This is a genomic window from Mycobacterium sp. DL592, assembly GCF_011694515.1.
Taxonomy (GTDB): domain Bacteria; phylum Actinomycetota; class Actinomycetes; order Mycobacteriales; family Mycobacteriaceae; genus Mycobacterium.
Window position 1 is genome coordinate 2,229,301 of record NZ_CP050192.1, and the last position, 23,267, is coordinate 2,252,567.

A 23,267-nucleotide genomic window follows, 5' to 3' on the forward strand; every position below is an offset into this window, starting at 1 on the left:
TCGACAACCTCGCAGACCGCGCAAGCAACCCCGCGACTTTCGCCGCGAGCCTGTAGAGCGGACAGTGGAACATCCCGGAATCCGGGAGTATTCCTCGAAGATGCCGTCGCGCTCTGCGGGCTGACCGCGTCGCGGCGACGTGGATTAAGTTACGTGAGTGCTAACGGGGAGTCAAATCGCCTGCTAGAAGCAGGGTTTCGGCAGCTCGGAACTCACCGAACACGCTGCACGCCAGCAACATTGCGTTTGCCGCGGCGCAGCACCAGCCAGCTGCCGTGCAGGAAGTGGGACGCATTCGCCACCCAGTCGTCGCTGGCGACCTTGACGTTGTTGACCGACACTCCCCCCTCGGCGATAGTCCGCTTGGCCTCCTTCTTGCTGGCCGACAGACCCGTGGCCACCAGAAGGTCGACGATCCCGTCCGGGGCCCCCGGCTCAAGGGTCGCCACCGAGGTCTCGTTCAGCGCTGCGGCCAGCGTGGCCTCGTCGAGCTGCGACAGTTCACCGCGGCCGAAGAGTGCCTGCGATGCGTGTTCAACCGCCGCGGTGGCGGCCTCGCCGTGCACCAAAGTGGTGAGCTCCTGAGCCAATCGACGCTGCGCTGCACGCTCATGCGGCCGCTCTGCGGTGGCCAGTTCCAGCTCGGCCAGCTCCTCGGCCGACAGGAAGGTGAACCAGCGCAGGTACCGGATCACGTCGGCATCTGCGGTGTTCACGAAGTACTGGTACCAGGCATACGGACTGGTCATCTCGGGGTCCAGCCACAGGCTGCCGCCGCCGGTGGACTTGCCGAACTTCGTGCCGTCGGCAGATGTGACCAACGGCACGGTCAGCGCATGCACGGTCGCGCCAAGCTTCTGCCGGACCAGGCGCACGCCGGCGATGATGTTGCCCCACTGATCGGAGCCGCCGAGCTGCAGCGAGCAGCCGTAGCGCTGGTGCAACTCCACATAGTCGTTGGCCTGCAACAGCATGTAACTGAACTCGGTGTAGGAGATGCCCTCGCCGTCGAGGCGTCGGCGGATGGTGTCGCGGTCGAGCATCACGTTGACCGAGAAGTGCTTGCCGACGTCACGCAGAAACTCGATGGCCCCCAGCTGTGACGTCCAACTCAGGTTGTTCTCCACGACGGCACCGGTCGGCGAGTCGTCGAAGTCGACGAACCGCTCGAGCTGCCCGCGAATCCGCTCGGACCACTGGGCCACCGTGTCAGCGGTGTTGAGTGTGCGCTCACCGTTGTCGCGCGGATCACCGATCAGCCCGGTCGCTCCGCCGGCCAGCACGATCGGCCGGTGACCGGCGCGCTGGAAGCGCTGCAATGTGAGCAACGGCACCAGGTTTCCGGCATGCAAGCTCGGTGCGGTGGGGTCGAACCCGGCGTACACCGTCATCGGCGGCTGCGCGGCAACGGCCGCAAGCCCATCGATGTCGGTGGACTGCGCGATCAGTCCCCGCCAACCCAACTCGTCGAGAATCGTCGTGCCCATGGGTTGATCTTCCCGTATCGGATCGGCTCAGTCGCTCGCGCCCGGCATTGGTGCGCGCGGACTGCGCCGGTAGGCCGACACCTCCGGGCGTCCGGTCAGCCAGAACCGCCAGGGACGATCGGCCGCTCGGCTCACCCCAACCCGCGGCCCGCAACTGTCCGGACTGGGCTCACCGAGGTGCAGTGTTAGCGGAGACTTGTCGTCGAAGACGTCGAGTCCGTTGTCGTCCATGCCGATCGCCAGGGCCGAGCACAGGTTGCCCGGCCCGCGCGCCAACCCGGCCGGGCGCACCGCCAGGCCCCGGCGAGCCTGGGCATCCGCCAGGCCGGATTCGATTGCGGCCGCCCGCAGCAGAACCGCCGCTGCGACGCCGTCGGGGCCGCACGACACGTTGGCGCACACGTGGATTCCATGACTGCGATAGGTATAGAGCCTGCCCGCCGGACCGAACATCACCGAGTTCCTTGCCGTCGGGCCGCGATAGGAATGGGCGGCGGCGTCCGGCCACGGCCCATCGGGCGGTCCGCCATAGGCCTCGACTTCGACGACCAGCGCGGAGACACCCCGGCAGCTGATCACCGCGCCGAGCAGCCGACGGGCTGCGCTGACCGGGTCGCCGGCCAGCAGCTGGGCAGTCACGACACGCATTGTGCCCGTTTCCTTGACGCGGCGACGCAGCAGGCGCATTATTCATCGCGTGATGACTTCATCCGGTGATGAATTACTAGCGGCGCCTGCCGACGGCGCAGTTCACACCAGACACCTTCGGGTGGTCCGCGGTAAGCGGGTGGCCCTGCACGACTTCTCGGTGGACATCGCACGCGGCACGGTGACCGGGCTGCTCGGTCCGTCCGGGTGCGGCAAGACGACCCTGATCCGCAGCATCGTCGGAACTCAGATCATCGCCTCCGGGACAGTGACCGTGCTCGGCCATCCGGCGGGCTCTCCCCCGCTGCGGCGGCGCGTCGGCTACGTCACCCAGGATCCGACGATCTACAACGATCTGCGGGTGATCGACAACGTCCGCTACTTCGCCGCCCTGTACGGGGTGCACACGACCGCAGCCGACGAGGCCGTCGACAGTGTCGGGTTGCGCGACCACGCCGGCGCGTACTGCGGAAACCTCTCCGGCGGTCAACGCGCCCGGGTATCACTGGCCTGCGCCCTGGTCTGCCAACCCGACCTGCTGGTGCTCGACGAACCCACAGTCGGACTGGACCCGGTCCTGCGGGCCGACCTGTGGGCGCAGTTCCATGCCCTGGCCCGGCGCGGTGCCACCCTGCTGGTATCCAGCCACGTGATGGACGAGGCCGACCATTGCGCCGACCTGCTACTCATGCGCGAGGGCCGACTGCTGGCCCACACCACCCCAACCCAGCTACGAGAGGACACCGGATGCGCGTCACTGGAGGAAGCGTTCCTGTCCGTCATCCGGCACACCACCGCAGCGCCGGCCGGCTAAGCCCGCGGGCCTACCTGGCCACGACCACCCGCATCCTGCGGCAGCTGCGCTCCGATCACCGCAGTATCGCGATGATCCTCGTCGTCCCGAGCGCGGTCATAACCCTGATGTACTTCATGTTCTCCGACGTGCCGACCAGGCCCGGCACCGTGTCGCCCTTCCACAACGCGTGCCTGATCCTGCTCGGGCTGTTCCCGCTGTTCGTGATGTTCCTCATCACCTCGATCACCATGCAGCGCGAGCGCGCCTCCGGGACGCTGGAGCGGATTCTCACCACACCGCTGCGTCGGCTCGACCTGCTGGCCGCCTACGGCACCGCGTTCTCCGTCGCCGCCGCCGCCCAGGCCACCCTGGCGTGTGTCGTGTCGTTCTGGCTGCTCGGGTTCCAGACCGCGGGCAGCCCGTTATGGGTCTTCGTGATCGCGGTGATCAACGCGGTACTCGGGGTGGGCCTGGGGTTGTTGGCCAGTGCGTTCGCGCGCACCGAGTTCCAGGCGGTCCAGTTCATGCCGGTCGTCATCGTCCCCCAACTGCTGCTGGCGGGCATCATCGTGCCGCGCGCGCTGATGCCGACCTGGCTGGAGTGGATCAGCAACGTGATGCCGGCCAGTTACGCGCTGGAAGCGCTGCAACAGGTCAGCAGCCACGCCGAACTGACCAGCGTGGCGGTCCGCGACATGCTCGTCGTCCTCGGCTTCGCGGTGGTGGCACTGGCACTGGCTGCGGCGACACTGCGGCGGCGCACACCGTGAAGCGTCCGGGACGCCCGCCGGGCAATACCTCCGATACCCGCGAGCGCATCCTGGTCGCGGCGCGAGAGTTGTTCGCGCGCAACGGTATCGACAGAACCTCGATCCGAGCGATTGCGGCCGCCGCGGGCGTGGACTCCGCGCTGGTGCACCATTACTTCGGAACCAAGCAGCAATTATTCGCCGCGGCCATCCGGATGCCCTTCGACCCGATGACGGTGATCGCCCGGATGCGGGAGACCCCGGTGGAGGACCTCGGCAACGCCTTGCCGGCGATGCTGCTGGCCATGTGGGACTCGGAGATGGGCCACGCACTGGTGGCCACCATGCGATCCATCCTCAGCGGCGCCGACGTCAGCCTGATCCGCACGTTCATCGAAGATATTGTCACCGCGGAAATCGCTCCGCGCGTTGACAATCCACCGGGAACGGGGCGCATCCGCGTACAGTTCGTGGCCTCACAGATGCTCGGTGTGGCCATCGCGCGCTACATCGTCGGTATCGAACCGTTCGCATCGTTGCCGCCGCAGCAGATCGCCCAGACGATCGCGCCTGCCCTGCAGCGCTATCTCACTGGGGACTTGCCGCTGTGATCAGGCGTTCGTGTTCTTCGGGAGCGACGTCGACGGCCTCATCAACCAGCAGCACCGGAATACCGTCCTCGATGCGGTAGGCCTTGTGCAGGCGCGGGTTGTACAGAAGTCCGTCGACCGCCAGCAGCGGGCCACGATCGGCCGGGCACACCAGAATGCTCAGAAGCTTCTCGTCGAGCACGGCGCCCACCTACTGCCCCGGAATGCTGGGGCTGCCGTCCGACGGCATCTGGCCGGCACCCATCACCGCGTTGTTGTTCTGCGCGGCTTGGGCCTGCTGGAGCATTTCGGTTTGCGCCTTGATCTTCTGCTGGTAGCCCAGGGTGTCGCTGAGCGCCTGGATCAACGGCTTCTGATTGGGCCGGTAGTTCAGCGCATCCATGATTGCGGCGACGTTCGTCTTGGAAGGCTTGAAACCCTGGGAACGCAATTTCATGACGGACTTGATCAGGTTCGACAGCTGGCCGCCGCCCGCACCCTGGTCGTATTCCTGGTCGATGAACAGCAGCAGCTCGTCGGCGCTCTTGAACTGGGGAACCCCCGAGTCCGACTGCGCTGTGGGGGTGGCTGGTGCGGTGGACGACGGATCGGCCAGCGCGGTCGCGGACCCGAGGCCGGCGATCAGGGCAGCGGTCAGCACTCCGATCGCTGCGCCCTTGGCGCCGCGATGCGAGCGGCTGGTAACGCTGTGCACAGTCATGCAATCCTCCGACGCGTGGGCACCCCGACTATCGGCGAGCCTAACAGTGCGGCACGGCCAGGGCAGGGGCTCAGTTCTGGGGACTCGCCAGCTGCGCCCGCACCGCGGCCGTGAGCCGCTTGTACTTCTGGGTATCGGCGTCCAGATACCAGCTGTTACGCGTCGCCTTCGGTACACCGGCCGCACGCAGCGCCGACACGGTCGGCCGGTAGGTGGCGGTGAGCGGTAGGTCGGCGACCACGTGGACGATGTCGGGAGCCAGGCCGACCGGCATCGCCGAGACCGCCTCGGTCAGGTCGGCGGCGGTGACGCCCGCACCCGGCCGCAGGGTCAGGGCTGTGACGGCGAGTGTGCCGGCGGATGTCTCGACGCCATAGGTGGCGGCCAGGTCGACAGCCAGGATGCGGCTGAGTGCGTCGGTGCAAGGCTCGGGGAACACCACCCCGCGCGGGGTGCGGATCAGCAGGTTGCGGCTGCCCAGCAGCCAGAAGTCGCCGTCGGCATCGCGCCGGAACACGTATTCGGTGGAGATCCAGGTGTCGCTGGGTGCGAACACGCCGCGTTTCACCGATGCGGTCGGGTCGATCGGACCCCACGGCTTGGCCAGCAGCAGCCCCACCTGATTGGGTTCGGCGACCCGCACGAAGCCGCGGTCGTCCTCGAGGATCAGATCGTCGTCGGGGTCGTAGGCGGCCAGCTCCACCACGCCGCCACCGGGCAGCGGGCGGCCCTTGCTGCCGACTTTGGCGCCGGCGACATTGGCCAGCACTGCCTGGCCGTCCGTGGTGGCGAAGAACTCGACGATATTGGCCGGGGTGAACCCGTCGACGACGCGCTGCCACAGGCCGGTCGGCATACCCGAACCGATGAACAGGCGCACCGGATGGGTCGGCGAGAGGTTGAACGACGGGGCGTCGACGACATCGCGCAGCATCGCCCAGGTGTAGGACACCACCGTGACGCCGTACTGGCGAATCTCGGCGAAGAACCGCTCCGGCTCGAGGCTGCGCGCCAGTGCAATACGGGCCCCACCGACGACTGCGCCGCCCAGACTCACCAGCAGACCGGACTGGTGGTGCAGCGGGGTCAGGCAGTAGACGGTGTCGCTGCCGCCCAGCGCCGCTGCCGAGGCGGTACCGAAGGCCGACAGCGACCACCGGTAGTTGGTGATCTGCTTGGGGATCAGACCGCCGCCGACGGTGCTGAACGCCACGAACGCGAGGTCGCGGGCGAAACCCGGATTGGGGCGATACCAACCGGGCAGTGCGACGGCGTCGGGGTCGATCTTCTCCATGTCGATGACGCCGCTGTCGCCGGGCAGGTTGAGATCACGGGCGTCGCCGCCGCCGAGGACCAGGATCTGCACCGGCAGCTTGCGGGCTGCTTCGAGGTTGCCCGGGTCGGTGATGACCTCGGTGACGCCGCCGAGACGGACCGCTTCGGCGAGATCGGCATCCGGGGGCATCAGCACCGCGACCGCGCCGAGCCGGGACAGGGCGGCGATCGCCACGAGCGCCGAGGGCCGGGTGTCCATCAGCACCCCGACCCGCACACCCTGGCGCACCCCGACCTTGATCAGGCCGCGGACCACGTTGTTGATGCGGCGATTGACCGCCTGATAGGTGTGGACCCGGCCGTCGAAGAGCAGGAACTCACCGTTGGGCGAACCGTCGGCCTGCTCATCGATGATGCGGCCCAACGAGATTCGGGTGTGGTCGTTGATCTGACCGAGGCGCACCAGCCGCGGCAGGGTGCGGGCGGTCTCGACGGCCAGGGTGCGCATGGACTTGTTGGTGGTGACGACGGCGTCGGCGACACCGCGCACCACCGACGCCGCCAGACCGGACGCCTCGGCCACGCCGTGCATGATGCGTGAGCTCAGCGCCACCCCGGAATCCTCCGGCTCGGCGGTGCTGTCGGGCATCGGGGAGATCGCCGCCGGGCGGCCGTCGCGGCCCGAGAGCCACAGCACCCAGTCGGCCACGGTCGGCCAGGTGGCCGTCGCGGCCTTGGATCCCACCACCAGCCCGAAGTGGCCGGCCCGGATCATCACCTCGTAGACGTCGGCGCTCGGCGCGGCGCGCTTGATGCCGCGGACCGAGGCGGGCTGGCCGATGTCGTCGACCTCTCCGACGAATGCCAGTACCGGGCAGGTGATGTCGCTGAGCGTCACGAGCTGCTCGTTGATGACGAACCCGCCGGTCATCATCCGGTTATGAGCGATGAACTGCTTGAGCAGCTCGGACACTGCGGGACCCGACCAGGCGATCCAGCCTTCGCTGTCGAGGAAACGCCGCTGCTGCTCCCGGGGCAGTAGTGCTTCGCGGTCATGCAGTTGACGCACGAAGTCGATGCGGGCCTTGGCGGTCTTGAGCGGATCGAGCATCTGAAAACCAGTGCGCGCCAACCAACCTGGGATGTCGATCCGGTTGAAGACGTGATCGGCCATGAAGTCGGCGGCGACTGCGCCGATGTTGGCCGGGATGCCCATGGGCAGTGCAGCCAGGGTGTCCACCGGCGAGCCGAAGGCCACGATGCTGGCAATGTCCTTGCTGCGGCGGTAGGCGGCGGTCTGGTAGCAGAACATCCCGCCCTGCGAGTAGCCGGCCAGATGCACGCTCTGGCCGGTGGTCTCCTTGACGGTGTCGATGGCCTCGTTGAGCGCGACGATGTGGTCGGTGAGGGTGCGTTCCATGCCACCTTCGACCTCGTCGGGCGACCCGAAGTCGATCACCCACGGGTCGATGCCTGCGCCGTGCAGGATTCCGACCGCGCCGTCCTCCTGGGTGACGTCCCACATGTTCGCCGACATCATCATCGGGTGCACCATGAGCACCGGCGGCCCGGCGGGCGGCTGACCCGGCCGGTTGTCCGGCGGGAAGTAACGCCGCAGCTTGTACATCGACTTGCTCTCGACGGTCTGGAATGGCGAGGGGACCACGCCGGTCTCCAGACCGCCCCAGCGCAATACCTCGAAACCGTTCTGTGCCGTCGCCATCAGACGCTCGACCGGCCTGGTGACCGCCGACAAGTTCAAGTCCACAACCACTCCCCTGTCCGACATCACAGCTGCGTAAGGCCCCGACAGCCAGCACATCATGGCATAAAGCCGACGTGCCGCCTGCGGCTTTGGTGTCGCTGGGCGGGCCACCGCTAATGTCCTTGCAGTGGCGCACCTGCTGGGGGCCGAAGCCCTCCACCTCGAGTATCCGACTCAGGTGGTTTTCGAGTCGGTGACCGTCGGTGTCAACGAGGGCGCGCGGATCGGGATCGTCGGACGTAACGGCGACGGAAAATCCAGCTTGATGGGCATGCTGACGGGCCGCATCATCCCGGACTCCGGCCGTGTCACCCGCCGCGGCGGCATCCGGGTGGCGGCGCTGGACCAGGCCGACACCCTCGACCCGGCCGCCGCTGTCGGTACGGTCCTCGTCGGGGATCAGGCCGAACACGAGTGGGCGGGCGACGCCCGGGTACGCGACGTCGTCGACGGCTTGGTGTCCGACATCGACTGGCAGATGCCGGTGGGATCGCTGTCGGGCGGGCAGCGCCGCCGCGTCCAACTTGCCGAACTGCTGATCGGTGACTGGGATGTGATCGCTCTCGACGAGCCGACCAACCACCTCGATATCGAAGGCATCACCTGGCTCGCCGAGCACCTGAGGAACCGCTGGTCACCCAGTTCCGGCGGGTTGCTGCTGGTCACCCACGACCGCTGGTTCCTCGACGAGGTCGCGAACACGACGTGGGAGGTTCACGACGGGATCGTCGAGCCGTTCGACGGCGGCTATGCGGCCTATGTTCTGCAGCGCGTGGAACGTGACCGGGTGGCGGCGGCGACGGAAGCCAAGCGGCAGAACCTGATGCGCAAGGAGTTGGCGTGGTTGCGCCGCGGCGCACCGGCGCGCACCTCCAAGCCGAAGTTCCGGATCGACGCGGCCAACCAGTTGATCGCCGACGTCCCGCCACTGCGCAACACCGTGGAACTGTCCAAGCTCGCGACCGCGCGGCTGGGCAAGGACGTCATCGACCTGCTCGATGCGTCCGTGTCGTTCGACGGCCGGCCGGTATTGCGTGACGTCGAATGGCGCATCGGCCCGGGCGAGCGCACCGGCATCGTCGGCGCCAACGGCGCCGGGAAGTCGACGCTGCTGGGCCTGATCGCCGGCACGCTGGAGCCCGATGGCGGCCGGATCAAGCGCGGCAAGACCGTTCGGCTGGCCATGCTCGACCAGAAGTCCAGCCAGCTCGCCGATATCGAGGGTGATCTGGTCCGCGATGTGGTGGGCCGCCTCAAGGCGGGGTACGTGGTCGACGGACGCGAGCTGACGCCCACACAACTGTTGGAGCGCTTGGGTTTTCGCCGCGAACAGCTGTCTGCTCGGGTCAATGAGCTCTCCGGCGGACAGCGCCGCCGCCTGCAGCTGATGCTGATCCTGCTCGAGGAGCCCAATGTGCTGGTGCTCGACGAGCCGACCAACGACGTCGACATCGACATGCTCTCGGCCACCGAGGATCTGCTCGACTCCTGGCCCGGCACCCTGATCGTGGTGTCCCACGACCGCTACCTCCTCGAGCGCGTCACCGACCAGCAGTACGCGATCGTCGACGGCCACCTGCGGCACCTGCCCGGCGGAGTCGACGAATATCTGCGGATCGCCGCACGCCGGCACGCTGCGGATGCTGCCGGACCTGCCTCTGCGGCCCCGACACCGCCCGCCGCGCTGTCGGGCGCGGAATTGCGCAACGTCGAAAAGGAAATCGCTGCGCTGGACCGCGCGCTGAGCAAACTGTCCTACCGGGTGAACGCCAAGCACGTCGAACTGGCCGAACACGACCAAGCCGACCACATCGGGCTCGGCCGGCTGACCAAGGAGCTGCGCGAGCTGGAGGCCGAGGTCGCCGAAAAGGAGAACCGCTGGCTGGAGCTTTCCGAGCTGGTCGACTAGGCCGTCTGCGCAACGGCGTCGGGCATCGGGAACGGCCGCACGAGCAGCAGCCCGCACCCCGCGACGAGGCCGCAGATCAGGATCGTCGGGCTCACCCCGATCCAGGTTGCGATCAGCCCGAACAGCAGACTGCCCGCAGCCAGCGAACCCTGCAGGGTCAGCGTGTAGAACGACGTCATCAGGCCACGACTGTCGGCCGGTGCCGCCGTCTGCACCGCCCACTGATGAGCCACCGTGAGGATGCCCCAGCAGAATCCGGCGACCAGGAGGAACGACGCGTCGAGCGGCATGCTGTCCCACTGGCTGATTCCCAGGACCGCGAGCGAAAACCCCGCCAGCGCAGCCGAACTCAACACGCTCATCCGCGCGCGCGTCTGCATCCATGGCATCAACGACACTGCCGACACCGTTCCCGTGGCGAGCGCCGTAAGCAGCCCGCCGTATCCGATGACCTCGGTCTGGATGTTCTCCTTGGCTTCCAGCGGCAACAACGCCACCATCCCGGTGCAGGGCAGCATGAACGCGGCCAGCCGGATCAGCGGGCCGTACAACTCGCGGGAGGCCCGCAGTGAACGCCACCCGCCGGCGAAGGAGGCCAGTGCCTCCCGGAACGAACCGGTCTCGGTGCGGCCCAGGGGTTTGGGCACCCGCCTGACGACGGCCATCATCACGACATGGGACAGCCCGCGGATGCCGAACACCAGCAGCGCACCTCTGAAACCGACCAGAAGACCGCCGAGCAGCGGTCCGACGACCTGGGCGAGTTTGTTGCTCAACGCGTTGAACGAGATCGCGGCGACCAGCTGGTCGGCCGGAAGGAGGTCGTGCAGAAAGGGTTTCCACGCCGCCTGCTGAAAGACCATGCCGATGCCGATGAGGAACAGCGCCACCAACAGCGATCCGGCGTTGAGGTGTCCGCTGAAGGTGAGCGCGGCGAGGCCGGCTACGGCCAGCAGCATCCAGGTGTGCGCGCCGAGCAGCAGGCGCCGGTGGCCGTAGAGATCCGAGGCGATACCGGCGGGGATCCCGAACACGAGAAACGGCAGGCTGACGGCCGTTTGCACCATGCTGACCAGAAGAGGGTTCGTCGTCAACGACAGCATCACCCAGGCGGCGCCGAGCAACAGCATGACCAGCCCGAGGCCGGAAAGCAGGTTCGCCAACCACAATTCGCGGAACTGGCGCTGCGCGAAAAGGTGGTATCCCCCGCTGTGTGTCACCGCAGCCGCAGCCGCAGTCTCTCCGCGGTCTCCCGCACGACGCCGAGCTGGTGGGCCACCTGCACCGGGGCGGTCCCGCCGCGGGCATCGCGTGACGACACCGACCCGTCGACGGTGAGCACGTCCCGCACCTGTGGTGTCAGGGCGTCGCTGACCTGAGCCAGTTCCTCATCGCTCAACTCGTCGAGGCCCACTCCCCGGCTCTCTGCGGTGCGCACCGCCGCACCCGCGGCCTCGTGCGCCACCCGGAACGGCACGCCTTGGCGCACCAGCCATTCGGCGATGTCGGTGGCCAGGGTGTACCCGGCGGGGGCCAGCGCCGCCATCCGGTCCTCGTCGAACGTCAAAGTCGCGACCAGGCCGGCCATCGCGGGCAGCACCAACTCGAGTTGGGCCACCGAGTCGAACAGCGGCTCCTTGTCCTCCTGCAGGTCGCGGTTGTAAGCCAGGGGCTGCGCCTTGAGGGTGGCCAGCAGCCCGGTCAGGTTGCCGATGAGCCGGCCCGACTTGCCGCGGGCCAGTTCGGCGATGTCGGGGTTCTTCTTCTGCGGCATGATCGAACTGCCGGTCGACCAGGAGTCGTGCAGGGTGACGTAGCCGAATTCTGTTGTGCTCCAAAGAATAATGTCCTCGGCCAACCGGGACAGGTCGACGCCGATCATCGCCAGCACGAAGGCGGCCTCAGCCGCGAAGTCCCGGGACGCCGTCGCGTCGATCGAATTGTCGCTCGCCGCGGCGAATCCCAGCTCTTCGGCGATCGCGTCGGGGTCAAGTCCCAGCGATGAGCCGGCCAGGGCACCCGAACCGTACGGCGACACCGCGGTGCGCTTGTCGAAGTCGACGATGCGGTCGACATCTCGCAACAGCGGGTGGGCGTGGGCGAGCAGGTGGTGTGCGAGCAGCACCGGCTGGGCGGCCTGCAGGTGAGTCTTGCCCGGCATGACCGCCGTCGGGTGCGCGGCGGCTTGGGTGGCCAGCGCCGAGACGACTTCCAGGGCACCGCTGGCGACCCGGGACATCGCGTCGCGCAACCACATCCGGAACAGGGTGGCCACCTGGTCGTTGCGGGACCGCCCGGCCCGCAGCCGGCCGCCGAGGTCGGCGCCCACCCGCTCGATCAGGCCGCGCTCCAGCGCGCCGTGCACATCCTCGTCGGTCACCAGCGGGGTGAAGCTGCCGTCGGCGACGTCGGTGCCCAGGCTGTCCAGGCCGGCCAGCAGACCGTCGCGCTGCTCGTCGGTCAGTAGCCCGGCGCGGTGCAGCACCTTGGCGTGCGCCTTGGACGCGGCGACGTCATAGGGCGCCAGCACCCAGTCGAAGTGGGTGGACTTGCTCAGCGCCGCCAGCGCCGGCGCGGGCCCGTCGGCGAAGCGCCCGCCCCACAACGAGCCCTCGTTGGTGCTCACGTCTGGTTGCCTGCCAGGTCACGGCGGGCTGTGTCGTCTGCCCGGAAGTCCCTCCGGGCGGCGATCTTCGACGACAGGCCGTGCACGTGGACGAATCCCTTGGCCGAGGACTGGTCGAAGGTGTCACCCTCGTCGTAGGTGGCGAGGTTGAAGTCGTAGAGCGACTCGGGGCTGCGCCGGCCGTTGACGGCAATGTGCCCACCGTGCAACACCATTCGGATCTCGCCGGTGACGTGCTTCTGGGTGTCGGCGACGAACGCCTCCAGCGAGCGCTTCAGCGGCGAGAACCACAGTCCGTCATAGACCAGCTCACCCCACTTGCGGTCGGTGCCGCGCTTGAACCGGCCGAGCTCACGTTCGAGGGTGACGTGTTCGAGTTCGGTGTGCGCGGTGATGAGCACCATCGCGCCCGGCGCCTCGTAGATCTCCCGGCTCTTGATACCGACCAGGCGGTCCTCCACGACATCGAGGCGACCGACGCCTTGGGCCCCCGCCCGCCGGTTCAACTCGACGATGGCCTCCAGCACCGTCACCGGGTTGCCGTCGATGGACACCGGAACGCCGCGCTCGAACCCGACGATCACCTCGTCAGGGGTGTTCCAGTTCAGCGTCGGGTCTTCGGTGTAGTCGTAGACATCCTTGGTGGGCGCGTTCCACAGGTGCTCCAGGAAACCGGTTTCCACCGCCCGGCCCCACACGTTCTGGTCGATGGAGAACGGGGAACGCTTGGAGACGTTGATCGGGATGGCGTTCTCCTCGGCGAACGCGATGGCCTTCTCCCGGGTCCACGCATAGTCGCGGACGGGGGCCAGAACCTCCAGATGCGGTGCCAGCGAGGCGAATCCGACCTCGAACCGGACTTGATCGTTGCCTTTGCCGGTGCAGCCGTGGGCGACGATCGCGCCGCCGTGCTCACGGGCCGCCTCCACCAGGTGCTTGACGATCAGCGGGCGGCTCAGCGCCGACACCAGCGGGTAGCGGTCCATGTAGAGGGCATTGGACTGGATGGCCGGCAGGCAGTACTGCTCGGCGAATTCGTCGCGGGCATCGACCACGACCGCCTCGACCGCTCCGCAGTCCAGGGCGCGCTGGCGGACCACTTCCATGTCCTCGCCGCCCTGACCGAGGTCGATGGCCACGGCCACGACCTCCCGGCCGGTCTCCTTGCCGATCCAGCTGATGGCCACCGAGGTGTCCAGACCGCCGGAATACGCCAAGATGACGCGCTCGGACATGAAGTGTCTCCTTTGTCTTCGGATCTAGCGGATGTTCTCGAACATGGTGGCCAGTTCGGCACCGGTCATCGGCTCGCGGGCCACCACAAGGATGGTGTCGTCGCCGGCGATGGTGCCGACGACATCGGGCAACGCTGCCCGGTCAATCGCGCTGGCAAGGTAATGCGCCGCGCCCGGCGGGGTGCGCAGCACGGCAAGATTACCGCTGGCGTCGGTGGACACCAGCAGGTCGGTCAGCAGTCGCGACATGCGCTCGGTGCCGCCGGAGACCCCGCGCACCGGACTGCCGTCCTCGGGGACCACGTAGACGCCCACCCCGCCGTCGGCCCCGCGGAGCTTGACCGCACCGAGTTCCTCGAGGTCACGCGACAACGTCGCCTGGGTGACGTCGATACCTTCGTCGGCGAGCAGTGCTGCGAGCTCGCTCTGGCTGTGCACCGACTGCGACGACAGGATCGCGACGATCCGGGCCTGGCGTCCGGCCCTGGTGGAGCTGACTTCGGTGGTCATCGGTGTCTCTGCTCTTCGCGCAAGCGGCTCATCGCTTATCCAACAGCCACACCAGTAGCGCCTTCTGGGCGTGCAGCCGGTTCTCGGCCTCATCCCAGACCGCGCTGTGCGGGCCGTCGATCACCTCATCGGTGATCTCGAAGCCGCGGTGCGCGGGAAGGCAATGCAGGACAACAGCTTCGGAGTCCGCCCGCGACAGCAGCTCGGCATTGACCTGGAACGGCCGGAACGGGCCCACCCGGTCCAGCCCGTCGTTCTCCTGCCCCATCGACGTCCAGGTGTCGGTGACGAGCACATCGGCACCCTTGGCCGCCGCGATGGGATCGGCCGTCAGGGTCACGGTGGCCCCGGTCTGAGCGCCGCGTTCCTGCGCGGCCGCCACGAACCGTGGATCGGGCTCGAAACCTGCTGGGGCAGCGATGGTCACGCTGATCCCCGCATTGACCCCGCCGAGCATCAGCGAATGCGCCATGTTGTTGGCGCCGTCACCGAAGTAGGTCATCCGCAGACCGTCCAGCGATCCCTTGCGCTCGACGAGGGTCTGCAGGTCGGCGAGCACCTGGCAGGGATGGAACTCGTCGGACAGCGCATTGACCACCGGCGCGGTGGACGCAGAGGCCATGGCGGTGAGCCGGTTCTGGGCGAACGTGCGCCACACGATCGCATCGACATACCGGGAGAGCACGCGGCCGGTGTCTTCCAGGGTCTCCTCGCGGCCGAGCTGCGTGGCACGCCCGTCGACCACCACCGCGTGGCCGCCCAGCTGGGCGATGCCGATCTCGAACGAGAACCGGGTGCGGGTGGAGTTCTTGTCGAAGATCACCGCAACGCCGCGCGGACCCTCCAGCGGGCGCCGGCTCAGCGGCTCTTTCTTCAGGGCCGCAGCGAGCTCGAGAACCTCGGCCAGTTCGGCCGGGGACAGGTCGTCGTCGCGCAGGAAATGCCGAAGGGTGCTCATAGTGCCGCCTTGTCGAGGATGTCGGGCAGTGCGGCCAGGAAGCTGTCGATCTGCGCTTCGGTGATGACCAGCGGGGGCGCCAACCGGATCACGTCCGGTGCGGCGGCGTTGACCAGGAAGCCGGCGTCGCGTGCCACGGTCTCGACGGCCTTGCCCTGCGGCGCGGTCAGCACCACACCGCGCAGCAGTCCCCGTCCGCGGACGTGGTCGACCAGCGGGTGTCCCAGCGCTTCGATCCCGTGCGACAGCGTCTTGCCCAGCACGTCGGCGCGCTCAACGAGGTCCTCGGCCGCCAGCACCCGCAACACCGCCAACGCCGCGGCAGTGCAGACCGGGTTGCCGCCGAACGTGCTGCCGTGCAAGCCCGGTGTCATCAGGTCCGCCGCCGGACCGATGCCCAGGCAGGCCCCGATCGGCAGGCCACCGCCGAGCCCCTTGGCGAGCGTGACCACGTCGGGGGTGATGCCGTCGTGCTGGTGGGCATAAAAGGCTCCAGTACGCCCGACCCCCGTCTGGACCTCGTCGAGCACCAGCAGGGCCCCGTGGCGGCTGGTGATCTCGCGGGCGGCGACGAGGTAGCCGGCCGGGGGGACGACGACGCCGCCCTCCCCCATGATCGGTTCGAGGAACACCGCCGCGGTGTCGTCGTCGACGGCGGCGGCCAGCGCCTCGACATCCCCGTACGGCACGTGCGTGACGAAACCGGGCAGCGGCTCGAACGGGGCCTGCTTGGCGGGCTGGCCGGTCAGTGCCAGCGCACCCATGGTGCGGCCGTGGAAGGCGTTCTCGGCGGCGACGAGCTTGGTCCGTCCGGTCAGCCGGGTCAGCTTGAAGGCGACCTCGTTGGCTTCGGCGCCGGAGTTGCAGAAGAACACCCGCGCCGGAACATCGACCCCGAGGTGGTCGACGAGCGCCTCGGCCAGCGCGACACCGGGTTCAGTGGCGTACAGATTCGAGGTGTGGCCCAACGTGTTCAGCTGGTTCGTGACGGCATCGATGACCGCCGGATGGCGGTGGCCGAGAATGTTGACCGCGATCCCGGCCAGCAGGTCGAGGTAGGTCTTGCCGTTCTCGTCGGTGACGACGGCACCATCGCCGCTGACCAACGCGACCGCAGGGGTGCCGTAGTTGTCCATCATCACGGCTTGCCAGCGCTGCAGCAGTCCCTCGCTCATGGCGTCACCTTCGTTCCGGTCCCCTCGTCGGTGAAAAGCTCGACCAGTACACAGTGTTCGACGCGGCCGTCGATGACGTGCGCGCTGGGCACCCCGCCCTCAACGGCCCGCAGGCACGCCTCGATCTTGGGGACCATGCCGGTCTCCAGGCTCGGCAGCAGCTGGGTCAGGGTGGCGGTGTCGATCTCGCTCACCAGCGAATCGAGGTCGGGCCAGCGGGTGTAGAGGCCCTCGACATCGGTGAGCATCAACAGCTTCTCGGCCCCGAGTGCTTCTGCCAGCGCTGCCGCCGCGGTGTCGGCGTTGATATTGTGGACCACTCCGTCTACGTCGGGTGCGATCGTCGAGACCACCGGAATCCGGCCGGCAGCAATGAGATCCATGATCGCAGCCGTGTTGACCCGGTCGACATCGCCAACGAGGCCGATGTCGGTGGCGACACCGTCGACGTTGACGCTGCGGCGCACGGCCGTGAATAGCTGAGCGTCTTCCCCGGTGAGCCCGACCGCGTAGGGGCCGTGGGAGTTGATCAGGTTCACCAGCTCACGGCCGACCTGACCGAACAGCACCATCCGTGCGACGTCGAGCACCTCGGGTGTGGTGACGCGGAAGCCACCCTTGAAATCGCCTGCGATACCGAGCTTTTTGAGCATGGCGCTGATCTGGGGACCGCCGCCGTGGACGACGACGGGGTGGATGCCGACATTGCGCAGGAACACCATGTCGGCGGCGAACGCCGCCTTGAGCAGGTCGTCGGTCATCGCGTTTCCGCCGTACTTGACCACGACGATCCTGCCGTGCAGCGCCTTGAGCCACGGCAACGCTTCGGCCAGCACCGCCGCCTTTGCCTGGGTAGGGACGGTCATGAGCTGTAGGCCGAGTTCTCTTCGACGTAGGCGTGCGAGAGGTCGGTGGTGCGGATGGTGGCCCGTCCGTCACCGAGCTTGAGGTCCACGGTGACGTCGATGTCGGGTCCGGACAGGTCGACGTCGCGGGCACCCGGAGCGCCGGCCCCGTCGACGCACACCGGGAACCCGTTGAAGGACACCGTGATCCGGTCATGCTCGATGGTGAACGGCACCATCCCGACCGCGGCGAGCACCCGGCCCCAGTTCGGGTCCGAGCCGAACAGCGCGGTCTTGACCAGGCTGTCGCGGCCGATCACCCGGGCTGCGGTGACCGCGTCGGCCTCGTTCGGGGCGCCGGTGACGGTGATGGCCACCCGCTTGGTGACACCCTCGGCGTCGGCCTGCAGCTGGGCGCACAGGTCGTCGCACACCCGCAGCACCGCCTCGTCGAGATCGTCCTGACTGGGGGTGATCTCGCTGGCGCCGGAGGCCAGCAGCAGCACGGTGTCGTTGGTCGAGCAGCTGCCGTCGACGTCGAGGCGGTCGAATGTCTTTGCGGCGGCACGGCGCAGTGCGGTGTCCAGAGCGGTGGCGTCGGCCACCGCGTCGGTGGTGAGCACCACCAGCATGGTGGCCAGCGACGGGGCGAGCATGCCCGCCCCCTTGGCCATCCCCCCGACTGTCCAGTTCTGCCCGGAGTCCGGCGCGTGATGCAGCGCAACCTGTTTCGGCACGGTATCGGTGGTCATGATGGCCCGGGCGGCTTCCTCACCGCCGGTAAGCCCACCGGCGAGTTCGTGCACGATCTCGCTGACCCCGGCCAGCACCTTGTCCATCGGGAGCCGGTCGCCGATCAAGCCGGTGGAACACACCGCGACTTCGATCGGCCCGGTCTCGGTGCCCCATTCCGACAGGGCGGCCGCCAGCGCCTCGGCTGTGGCGTGGGTGTCCTGGAAGCCCGGCGCGCCAGTGCAGGCGTTTGCACCGCCGGAGTTCAGCAGCACCGCGCGCAGCTTTCCGGTCGTCAGCACCTGCTGGCTCCACAGCACCGGGGCCGCCTTGACCTGATTGCGGGTGAACACCCCGGCGGCGGCGTAGTCGGGTCCCTCGTTGAGCACCAGCGCGAGGTCCAGAGCACCGGACTTCTTGATACCCGCGGCGATCCCGGTGGCCCGGAAGCCGGCCGGGGCGGTGACACCCTGGGTGCGCAGCAGTCTGGTCACGGCGCCACTCCCACGATCGACAGTCCTTCCGTTTCCGGCCAGCCCAGTGCGAGATTCATCGACTGCACCGCCGCACCACCGGTTCCCTTCACCAGGTTGTCGATCGCGCACACGGCAACCAGCACACCCGCCTCACCGTCGACGGCCACCGCCAGCTGGGCGGCGTTGCTGCCGATCACCGAACCGGTGCGCGGCAGTTGGCCCTCGGGCAGCAGATGGACGAACGGCTCTGCTCCGTAGGCCTTTTCATAGGCCGCACGAATCTCGGACTGTGACGCCGAGGTGCGCGCGGTGCAGGTGGCTAGAATGCCTCGCGCGGTGGGGATCAGCACCGGGGTGAACGACACCGTGACGGGCCGGTCGGTCACCGCGCGCAGACCCTGGGCGATCTCGGGGGTGTGCCGGTGCACACCGGCGATGTTGTAGGCCCGCGCCGAGCCGATGACCTCCGAGGCCAGCAGGTCGACCTTGGCCGCCCGGCCCGCGCCCGAGGTGCCGCTGACGGCCACCACGGTGACGGCGGGCTCGACGAGGTCTGCTCCGACCGCGGGCAGCAGCGCCAGCAGCGCCGCCGTCGGATAGCAGCCCGGGACCGCGATCCTGGTCGCGTTGCGCAGGAGATCTCGGGCGCCGGGCAACTCGGGCAGCCCGTAGGGCCAGCTGCCGGCGTAGGCGGAGCCGTAGAACCGCTCCCATGCCGTGGCATCGGTGAGGCGGAAGTCGGCGCCGCAGTCGATGATCACGGTGTTGTCGCCGAGCTGTTCGGCCAGTTCCGCCGAGTGGCCGTGCGGCAGGCCCAGGAACACCACGTCGTGCCCGCGCAGCAACTCGGCGTCGGTGGGTTCGATGACCCGGTCGGCCAGTGGCAGCAGGTGCGGGTGGTGCTCGGTGAGGTGCGTACCGGCGCTGGCGGCCGCGGTGAGGGCACCGATGGTCAGCCTGCCGTCGGCGTAGGCGGGGTGACCGAGCAGCAGACGCAGGATCTCGCCGCCGGCATAACCGCTGGCACCGGCAACAGCCACCGAAGTCATTCCGCGATTCTGCATGGTTATGCACGCTGATGCAAATTCATTCCGTGGTGCCTGCGTCGAGATCGACGAAATGGCGCGCCGCACTCGGACAAGCCCGCGCAAACGTTGGTTTGGACGGACCCCCGAGCTTAAGTGCGCAGGTGGGCGCCGACGCGCTCGGCGGCGGTGGCGACCGCTGCGTCGCGGGCGGCGCTGGCCTCGTCCTCGGTCAGGGTGCGATCGGTGGCACGGAAGCGCAGCGCCAGGGTCAGCGACTTGCGGCCCTCCCCGACCTGCGGGCCGGTGTAGACGTCGAACAGCGCGACGTCCTCCAACAGCTCGCCGGCACCCTCGCGGACCGCGTCGATCACCGCCTGCGCAGCGACGTCACCGGCGACGACCAGGCTGACGTCCTGGAAGACGGCGGGGAACGGCGACACCCGCGGTGCGGGCAGGGTCTCGGGGATCGGCACCAGGTCGAGGTTCAGTTCGACCGCACAGGTGCCCTTGGGCAGTCCGGAGCGCTCGATCACCGCGGGATGCAACTGGCCGGCGTAGCCGACGATGCGGCCGTCGAGGAGAACCTCGGCGCACCGGCCGGGGTGCCAGGGCAGGTGCTGGGCGGCGCGCAACGACACCTCGACACCGCTGGCGCGCGCGATGATCCGGACCGCCTCGAACGCATCGGCAGCCTCGACGGGACGGCCAGGACCCCACGGCCCGCGCGGTTCACGCAGGCCGGTCAGCACCGCACCGACGTGCACCGGCTGGTGCGGCAGCGACGCGTTCAGCGCGTCGATCTCGTCGTTGGTCGGCCTGCGGTGGGTCGGGATCAGCTCGACGGCACCAGTGTCCTCGGTGGGCTGGACAACCTGGGCGATGGAGAACAGCGCGACATCGGCGAAGCCCCGGGACACATTGCGGGACAGGGCTTCCAGAAGCGCGGGCAACAGCGTCGTGGCCAGGTGCGGCCGGTCGGCCTCCAGCGGGTTGAGCACAAAGGTGGTGTCCCGGCGAGGGTCGTCGTCGGTCAGACCCCACTGGTCGAAGATGCCGGCGGGCAGGAACGGTGTGGGCAACACCTCGACGAAACCCGACAGTGCCAGCGACTTGCCAATCGCGCGGCGGCGCTTCTGCGTGGCGGTCAGTCCGCGGCCCGCGGGCGCGGTGGGCAGCACCGACGGGATCTTGTCGAGACCCTCCAGGCGCAGCACCTCCTCGACGAGGTCGGCGGGCTGCACCAGATCAGGCCGCCAGCTCGGCGGGGTGACCACGAGGATCGCCGGGTCGGCGCTGTCCTCGCTGACGTGCGCGCCGACCTGAGTCAGTCGCTTCACCGAGGCCCCGGGTTCGTAGTCCACCCCGGCCATCCGGTCGGGCAGGTCGAAACGCATTCGCACCGGCTCGGGCGACCAGTCCTTGCGCGGCGGGTCGCCCCGCCAGTCGGTGAGGCGCGGTTGCACTGTGCCCCCGGCGATCTCGGCGAGCAGCGACGCGCACCGATCCACTGCGGCCACCGAGATGGCGGGATCGACAGCGCGTTCGTAGCGGCGGCCCGCCTCGCTGACCAGGTGCAGACGACGAATGGTGCGCGACACTGCGGCGGGATCCCACACCGCGGCCTCCAGCAGGACGTCGGTCGAGTCGCCGTCGATCTCAGTGGTGCCCGCGCCCATCACGCCGCCGATCGCCGCGGTGGCGACGTCGTCGACGATGAGCACGTCACCGGGGTCCAGCGTGCGTTCGATGTCGTCGAGCGTGACGACGGTCTCCCCCGGCTTGGCGAAGCGCACCGCGAAGTCGCCGTTGATCCGGCTGCTGTCGTGGGCGTGCATCGGGTGGCCGAGTTCGAGCATGACGTAGTTGGTGACGTCGACCGCGGGCGAGATCGGCCGGATGCCCGACAGCATCAACCGGCGGCGTAACCACCACGGCGACAACGCTTTCGGGTCGATTCCGGTGACCGGGCGCAGCGCGAACCGGCTGACGCCCGTGCCGGGCGCGATGGTCACCGCGAGCGCGGGCCCCTCGGCGGGCAGTGGTTCGACATCGGCGGGATCGACATAGTCCAAGTCGTAGGCGCAGGCGATCTCCCTGGCGATCCCGCGTATCGACATGCAGTAGCCACGGTCGGGGGTCACCGCCAGGTCGAACACCACATCGTCGAGGCCCAGCACGGCGGCGGCATCGGCGCCCGGTTCGGCGGTGCCCGGCGGGAGCACCAGAATCCCGGAGTGATCGGCGCCCAGGCCGAGTTCGGCGGCCGAGCAGATCATGCCGTCCGAAAGCCTGCCGTAGGTCTTGCGGCTGGCGATCTGGAAATCGCCGGGCAGCGTGGTACCCGGCAGGGCGACGGCGACCAGGTCACCCACCGCGAAGTTGGTTGCACCGCAGACGATATCGCGATCGTCAGCTTCACCCACGTCGACCTTGCAGGCCCGGATGGGCTTCTTGAACTCGGTGAGCTCGTCGAAGGCGGTGACCCGCCCGACGGTCAGCGGACCGCTCACCGGCCCGAGGGTGATGATGTCCTCGACCTCATGGCCGACACGGATCAGCGCCTGCTCGAGGTCGTGCGGTTCGACGTCCCAGCCCGGGGCGCCACGCTGGACGATCTCGCGAAGCCAACTGTAGGGAAGTCGCATCAGACCCCGGCTCCGAACGGCAGCGAGAACCGGACGTCACCCTCGACCATGTCGCGCATATCGGGAATCCCGTTGCGGAACTGCAGAGTTCGCTCCAGGCCCATCCCGAACGCGAACCCCGAGTACACCTCGGGGTCGATGCCGGCCGCGCGCAGCACGTTCGGATTGACCATGCCGCAGCCACCCCATTCGACCCAGCCCGGGCCGCCCTTCTTGTTCGGGAACCAGATGTCCACCTCTGCCGACGGCTCGGTGAACGGGAAGAAGTGCGGCCGCATCCGGGTGCGCGCGGTCGGCCCGAACTCCGAACGCGCGAAGGCGTCCAGGGTTCCGCGCAGATGCGCCATCGTCAGGCCGCGGTCCACGGCCAGGCCTTCGACCTGATGGAAGACCGGCGTGTGGGTGGAGTCCAGTTCGTCGGTGCGGAAGGTGCGCCCGATCGAGACGATGTATACCGGCAGCTCACGGTCGAGCAGCGTGCGGACCTGAACCGGTGAGGTGTGCGTACGCAGCAGCTGCCGGGAGCCTTCCGGCGCGATGTGGAACGTGTCGGACTCGCTGCGGGCCGGATGGTCCGGCGGAAAGTTCAGCGCGTCGAAGTTGAACTGCTCGGTCTCCACCTCGGGCCCTTCGGCCAGCTCCCAGCCCATCGCCACGAACGTGTCGGCGATGTGCTCGGCGAGGATGGTGATCGGGTGCCGTGCCCCCAGCGGCTGACGGGTGGACGGCAGGGTGACGTCGACGGCCTCGGCGACCAGGGCCGCCGCGTCACGCTCGGCGCGCAACACCGCCAGGCGCTCGTCGTAGCTGGTCTGGGCCTCGGTGCGGGCGACATTGACCCGCTTGCCCGCGTCGGCGCGCTCGTCTTTGGGCAGCGTGGCCAGCGCCTGGCGGGCCAGCGCCAGCGGCGCGCGATCGCCGAGGTGCTCGGTCTTGGCCCGGGCCAGCGCGTCGAGGTCACCGGCCTGGCCGAACGCCTGACGGGCCGCGGCGACGGCTCCGGTCAGCGAGTCCTGCGACAGCAGGTCGGCGTCGTGCTCACCCACGCGGCGAGACTCCTTGGCTAGCGGGATCGGGGCGCGGCACGGGTGTGACGC

At 68.6% G+C, this 23,267-nt stretch carries 20 protein-coding genes; 4 read left to right on the top strand and 16 right to left on the bottom strand.

Annotation, left to right across the window (positions count from 1 at the left end; all coding sequences use genetic code 11):
• Nucleotides 1-212 precede the first annotated feature (212 nt).
• Both tyrS and HBE64_RS10820 read right to left on the bottom strand, forming a co-directional pair.
• A complete protein-coding gene (tyrS, locus tag HBE64_RS10815) occupies nt 213-1,487 on the bottom strand; it encodes a tyrosine--tRNA ligase (RefSeq protein ID WP_167101470.1) in 1,275 nt (424 codons plus the stop codon).
• Between the two features lie 27 nt (nt 1,488-1,514).
• Nucleotides 1,515-2,135, bottom strand: coding sequence for a DNA-3-methyladenine glycosylase (locus HBE64_RS10820; RefSeq protein ID WP_167101472.1), 621 nt, complete (start codon nt 2,133-2,135; stop codon nt 1,515-1,517).
• Nucleotides 2,136-2,184: 49 nt separating this feature from the next.
• Between HBE64_RS10820 and HBE64_RS10825 the strand changes: the two genes are divergently transcribed.
• Genes HBE64_RS10825 through HBE64_RS10835 form a run of 3 tightly spaced genes read left to right on the top strand, consistent with a single transcriptional unit; the run spans nt 2,185 to nt 4,291 of the window.
• Nucleotides 2,185-2,949 (top strand): ABC transporter ATP-binding protein, encoded by a 765-nt coding sequence (locus HBE64_RS10825; protein WP_167101475.1) that lies wholly within the window; start codon nt 2,185-2,187, stop codon nt 2,947-2,949.
• Nucleotides 2,883-3,701 carry an ABC transporter permease gene (locus HBE64_RS10830; protein ID WP_167101478.1) on the top strand — a complete coding sequence of 273 codons (819 nt, stop codon included), beginning with the start codon at nt 2,883-2,885 and terminating at the stop codon, nt 3,699-3,701. Before HBE64_RS10825 ends, HBE64_RS10830 begins: the two co-directional genes overlap by 67 nt.
• Nucleotides 3,698-4,291, top strand: coding sequence for a TetR family transcriptional regulator (locus tag HBE64_RS10835; protein ID WP_167101480.1), 594 nt, complete (start codon nt 3,698-3,700; stop codon nt 4,289-4,291). Before HBE64_RS10830 ends, HBE64_RS10835 begins: the two co-directional genes overlap by 4 nt.
• Here HBE64_RS10835 and HBE64_RS10840 read toward each other — a convergent pair.
• The 3 genes from HBE64_RS10840 to HBE64_RS10850 form a co-directional block, all read right to left on the bottom strand.
• The gene (locus HBE64_RS10840; protein WP_167101483.1) at nt 4,269-4,472 is read right to left on the bottom strand and encodes a Trm112 family protein; all 204 of its coding nucleotides are present in this window, start codon (nt 4,470-4,472) and stop codon (nt 4,269-4,271) included. The genes HBE64_RS10835 and HBE64_RS10840 overlap by 23 nt on opposite strands.
• Before the next feature lie 9 nt (nt 4,473-4,481).
• Nucleotides 4,482-4,991: a hypothetical protein gene (locus HBE64_RS10845; RefSeq protein WP_167101487.1), complete on the bottom strand. Its 510-nt coding sequence runs from the start codon at nt 4,989-4,991 to the stop codon at nt 4,482-4,484.
• Nucleotides 4,992-5,061: 70 nt separating this feature from the next.
• Nucleotides 5,062-8,055: an acyl-CoA synthetase gene (locus HBE64_RS10850; protein ID WP_167101490.1), complete on the bottom strand. Its 2,994-nt coding sequence runs from the start codon at nt 8,053-8,055 to the stop codon at nt 5,062-5,064.
• Nucleotides 8,056-8,158: 103 nt separating this feature from the next.
• On the opposite strand from HBE64_RS10850, the gene HBE64_RS10855 reads away from it, so the two are divergent.
• A complete protein-coding gene (locus HBE64_RS10855; RefSeq protein ID WP_167101493.1) occupies nt 8,159-9,940 on the top strand; it encodes an ABC-F family ATP-binding cassette domain-containing protein in 1,782 nt (593 codons plus the stop codon).
• On the opposite strand, the gene HBE64_RS10860 is transcribed toward HBE64_RS10855, so the two are convergent.
• The 11 genes from HBE64_RS10860 to pheS form a co-directional block, all read right to left on the bottom strand.
• On the bottom strand, nt 9,937-11,160 hold the full coding sequence (locus tag HBE64_RS10860) for an MFS transporter (protein ID WP_167101496.1): 1,224 nt from the start codon (nt 11,158-11,160) through the stop codon (nt 9,937-9,939). The genes HBE64_RS10855 and HBE64_RS10860 overlap by 4 nt on opposite strands.
• A complete protein-coding gene (argH, locus tag HBE64_RS10865; RefSeq protein WP_167101499.1) occupies nt 11,157-12,566 on the bottom strand; it encodes an argininosuccinate lyase in 1,410 nt (469 codons plus the stop codon). The genes HBE64_RS10860 and argH overlap by 4 nt, the downstream gene beginning before the upstream one ends.
• Complete coding sequence (locus tag HBE64_RS10870) at nt 12,563-13,801, bottom strand: argininosuccinate synthase (protein WP_167101502.1); 1,239 nt, start codon at nt 13,799-13,801, stop codon at nt 12,563-12,565. Before HBE64_RS10870 ends, argH begins: the two co-directional genes overlap by 4 nt.
• A 24-nt stretch (nt 13,802-13,825) precedes the next feature.
• A complete protein-coding gene (locus tag HBE64_RS10875; RefSeq protein ID WP_167101505.1) occupies nt 13,826-14,311 on the bottom strand; it encodes an arginine repressor in 486 nt (161 codons plus the stop codon).
• A gap of 28 nt (nt 14,312-14,339) precedes the next feature.
• The gene (gene argF / locus HBE64_RS10880) at nt 14,340-15,269 is read right to left on the bottom strand and encodes an ornithine carbamoyltransferase (RefSeq protein ID WP_167101506.1); all 930 of its coding nucleotides are present in this window, start codon (nt 15,267-15,269) and stop codon (nt 14,340-14,342) included.
• A complete protein-coding gene (locus HBE64_RS10885; protein WP_167101507.1) occupies nt 15,266-16,444 on the bottom strand; it encodes an acetylornithine transaminase in 1,179 nt (392 codons plus the stop codon). Before HBE64_RS10885 ends, argF begins: the two co-directional genes overlap by 4 nt.
• Nucleotides 16,441-17,310: an acetylglutamate kinase gene (argB, locus tag HBE64_RS10890; protein ID WP_167101508.1), complete on the bottom strand. Its 870-nt coding sequence runs from the start codon at nt 17,308-17,310 to the stop codon at nt 16,441-16,443. Before argB ends, HBE64_RS10885 begins: the two co-directional genes overlap by 4 nt.
• The gene (gene argJ, locus HBE64_RS10895) at nt 17,307-18,515 is read right to left on the bottom strand and encodes a bifunctional glutamate N-acetyltransferase/amino-acid acetyltransferase ArgJ (protein ID WP_167101509.1); all 1,209 of its coding nucleotides are present in this window, start codon (nt 18,513-18,515) and stop codon (nt 17,307-17,309) included. The genes argB and argJ overlap by 4 nt, the downstream gene beginning before the upstream one ends.
• Complete coding sequence (argC, locus tag HBE64_RS10900; RefSeq protein WP_167101510.1) at nt 18,512-19,561, bottom strand: N-acetyl-gamma-glutamyl-phosphate reductase; 1,050 nt, start codon at nt 19,559-19,561, stop codon at nt 18,512-18,514. Before argC ends, argJ begins: the two co-directional genes overlap by 4 nt.
• Nucleotides 19,562-19,674: 113 nt before the next feature.
• On the bottom strand, nt 19,675-22,170 hold the full coding sequence (gene pheT / locus HBE64_RS10905; RefSeq protein ID WP_167101511.1) for a phenylalanine--tRNA ligase subunit beta: 2,496 nt from the start codon (nt 22,168-22,170) through the stop codon (nt 19,675-19,677).
• The gene (gene pheS, locus HBE64_RS10910) at nt 22,170-23,216 is read right to left on the bottom strand and encodes a phenylalanine--tRNA ligase subunit alpha (RefSeq protein ID WP_208300621.1); all 1,047 of its coding nucleotides are present in this window, start codon (nt 23,214-23,216) and stop codon (nt 22,170-22,172) included. The genes pheT and pheS overlap by 1 nt, the downstream gene beginning before the upstream one ends.
• Nucleotides 23,217-23,267: the final 51 nt, after the last annotated feature.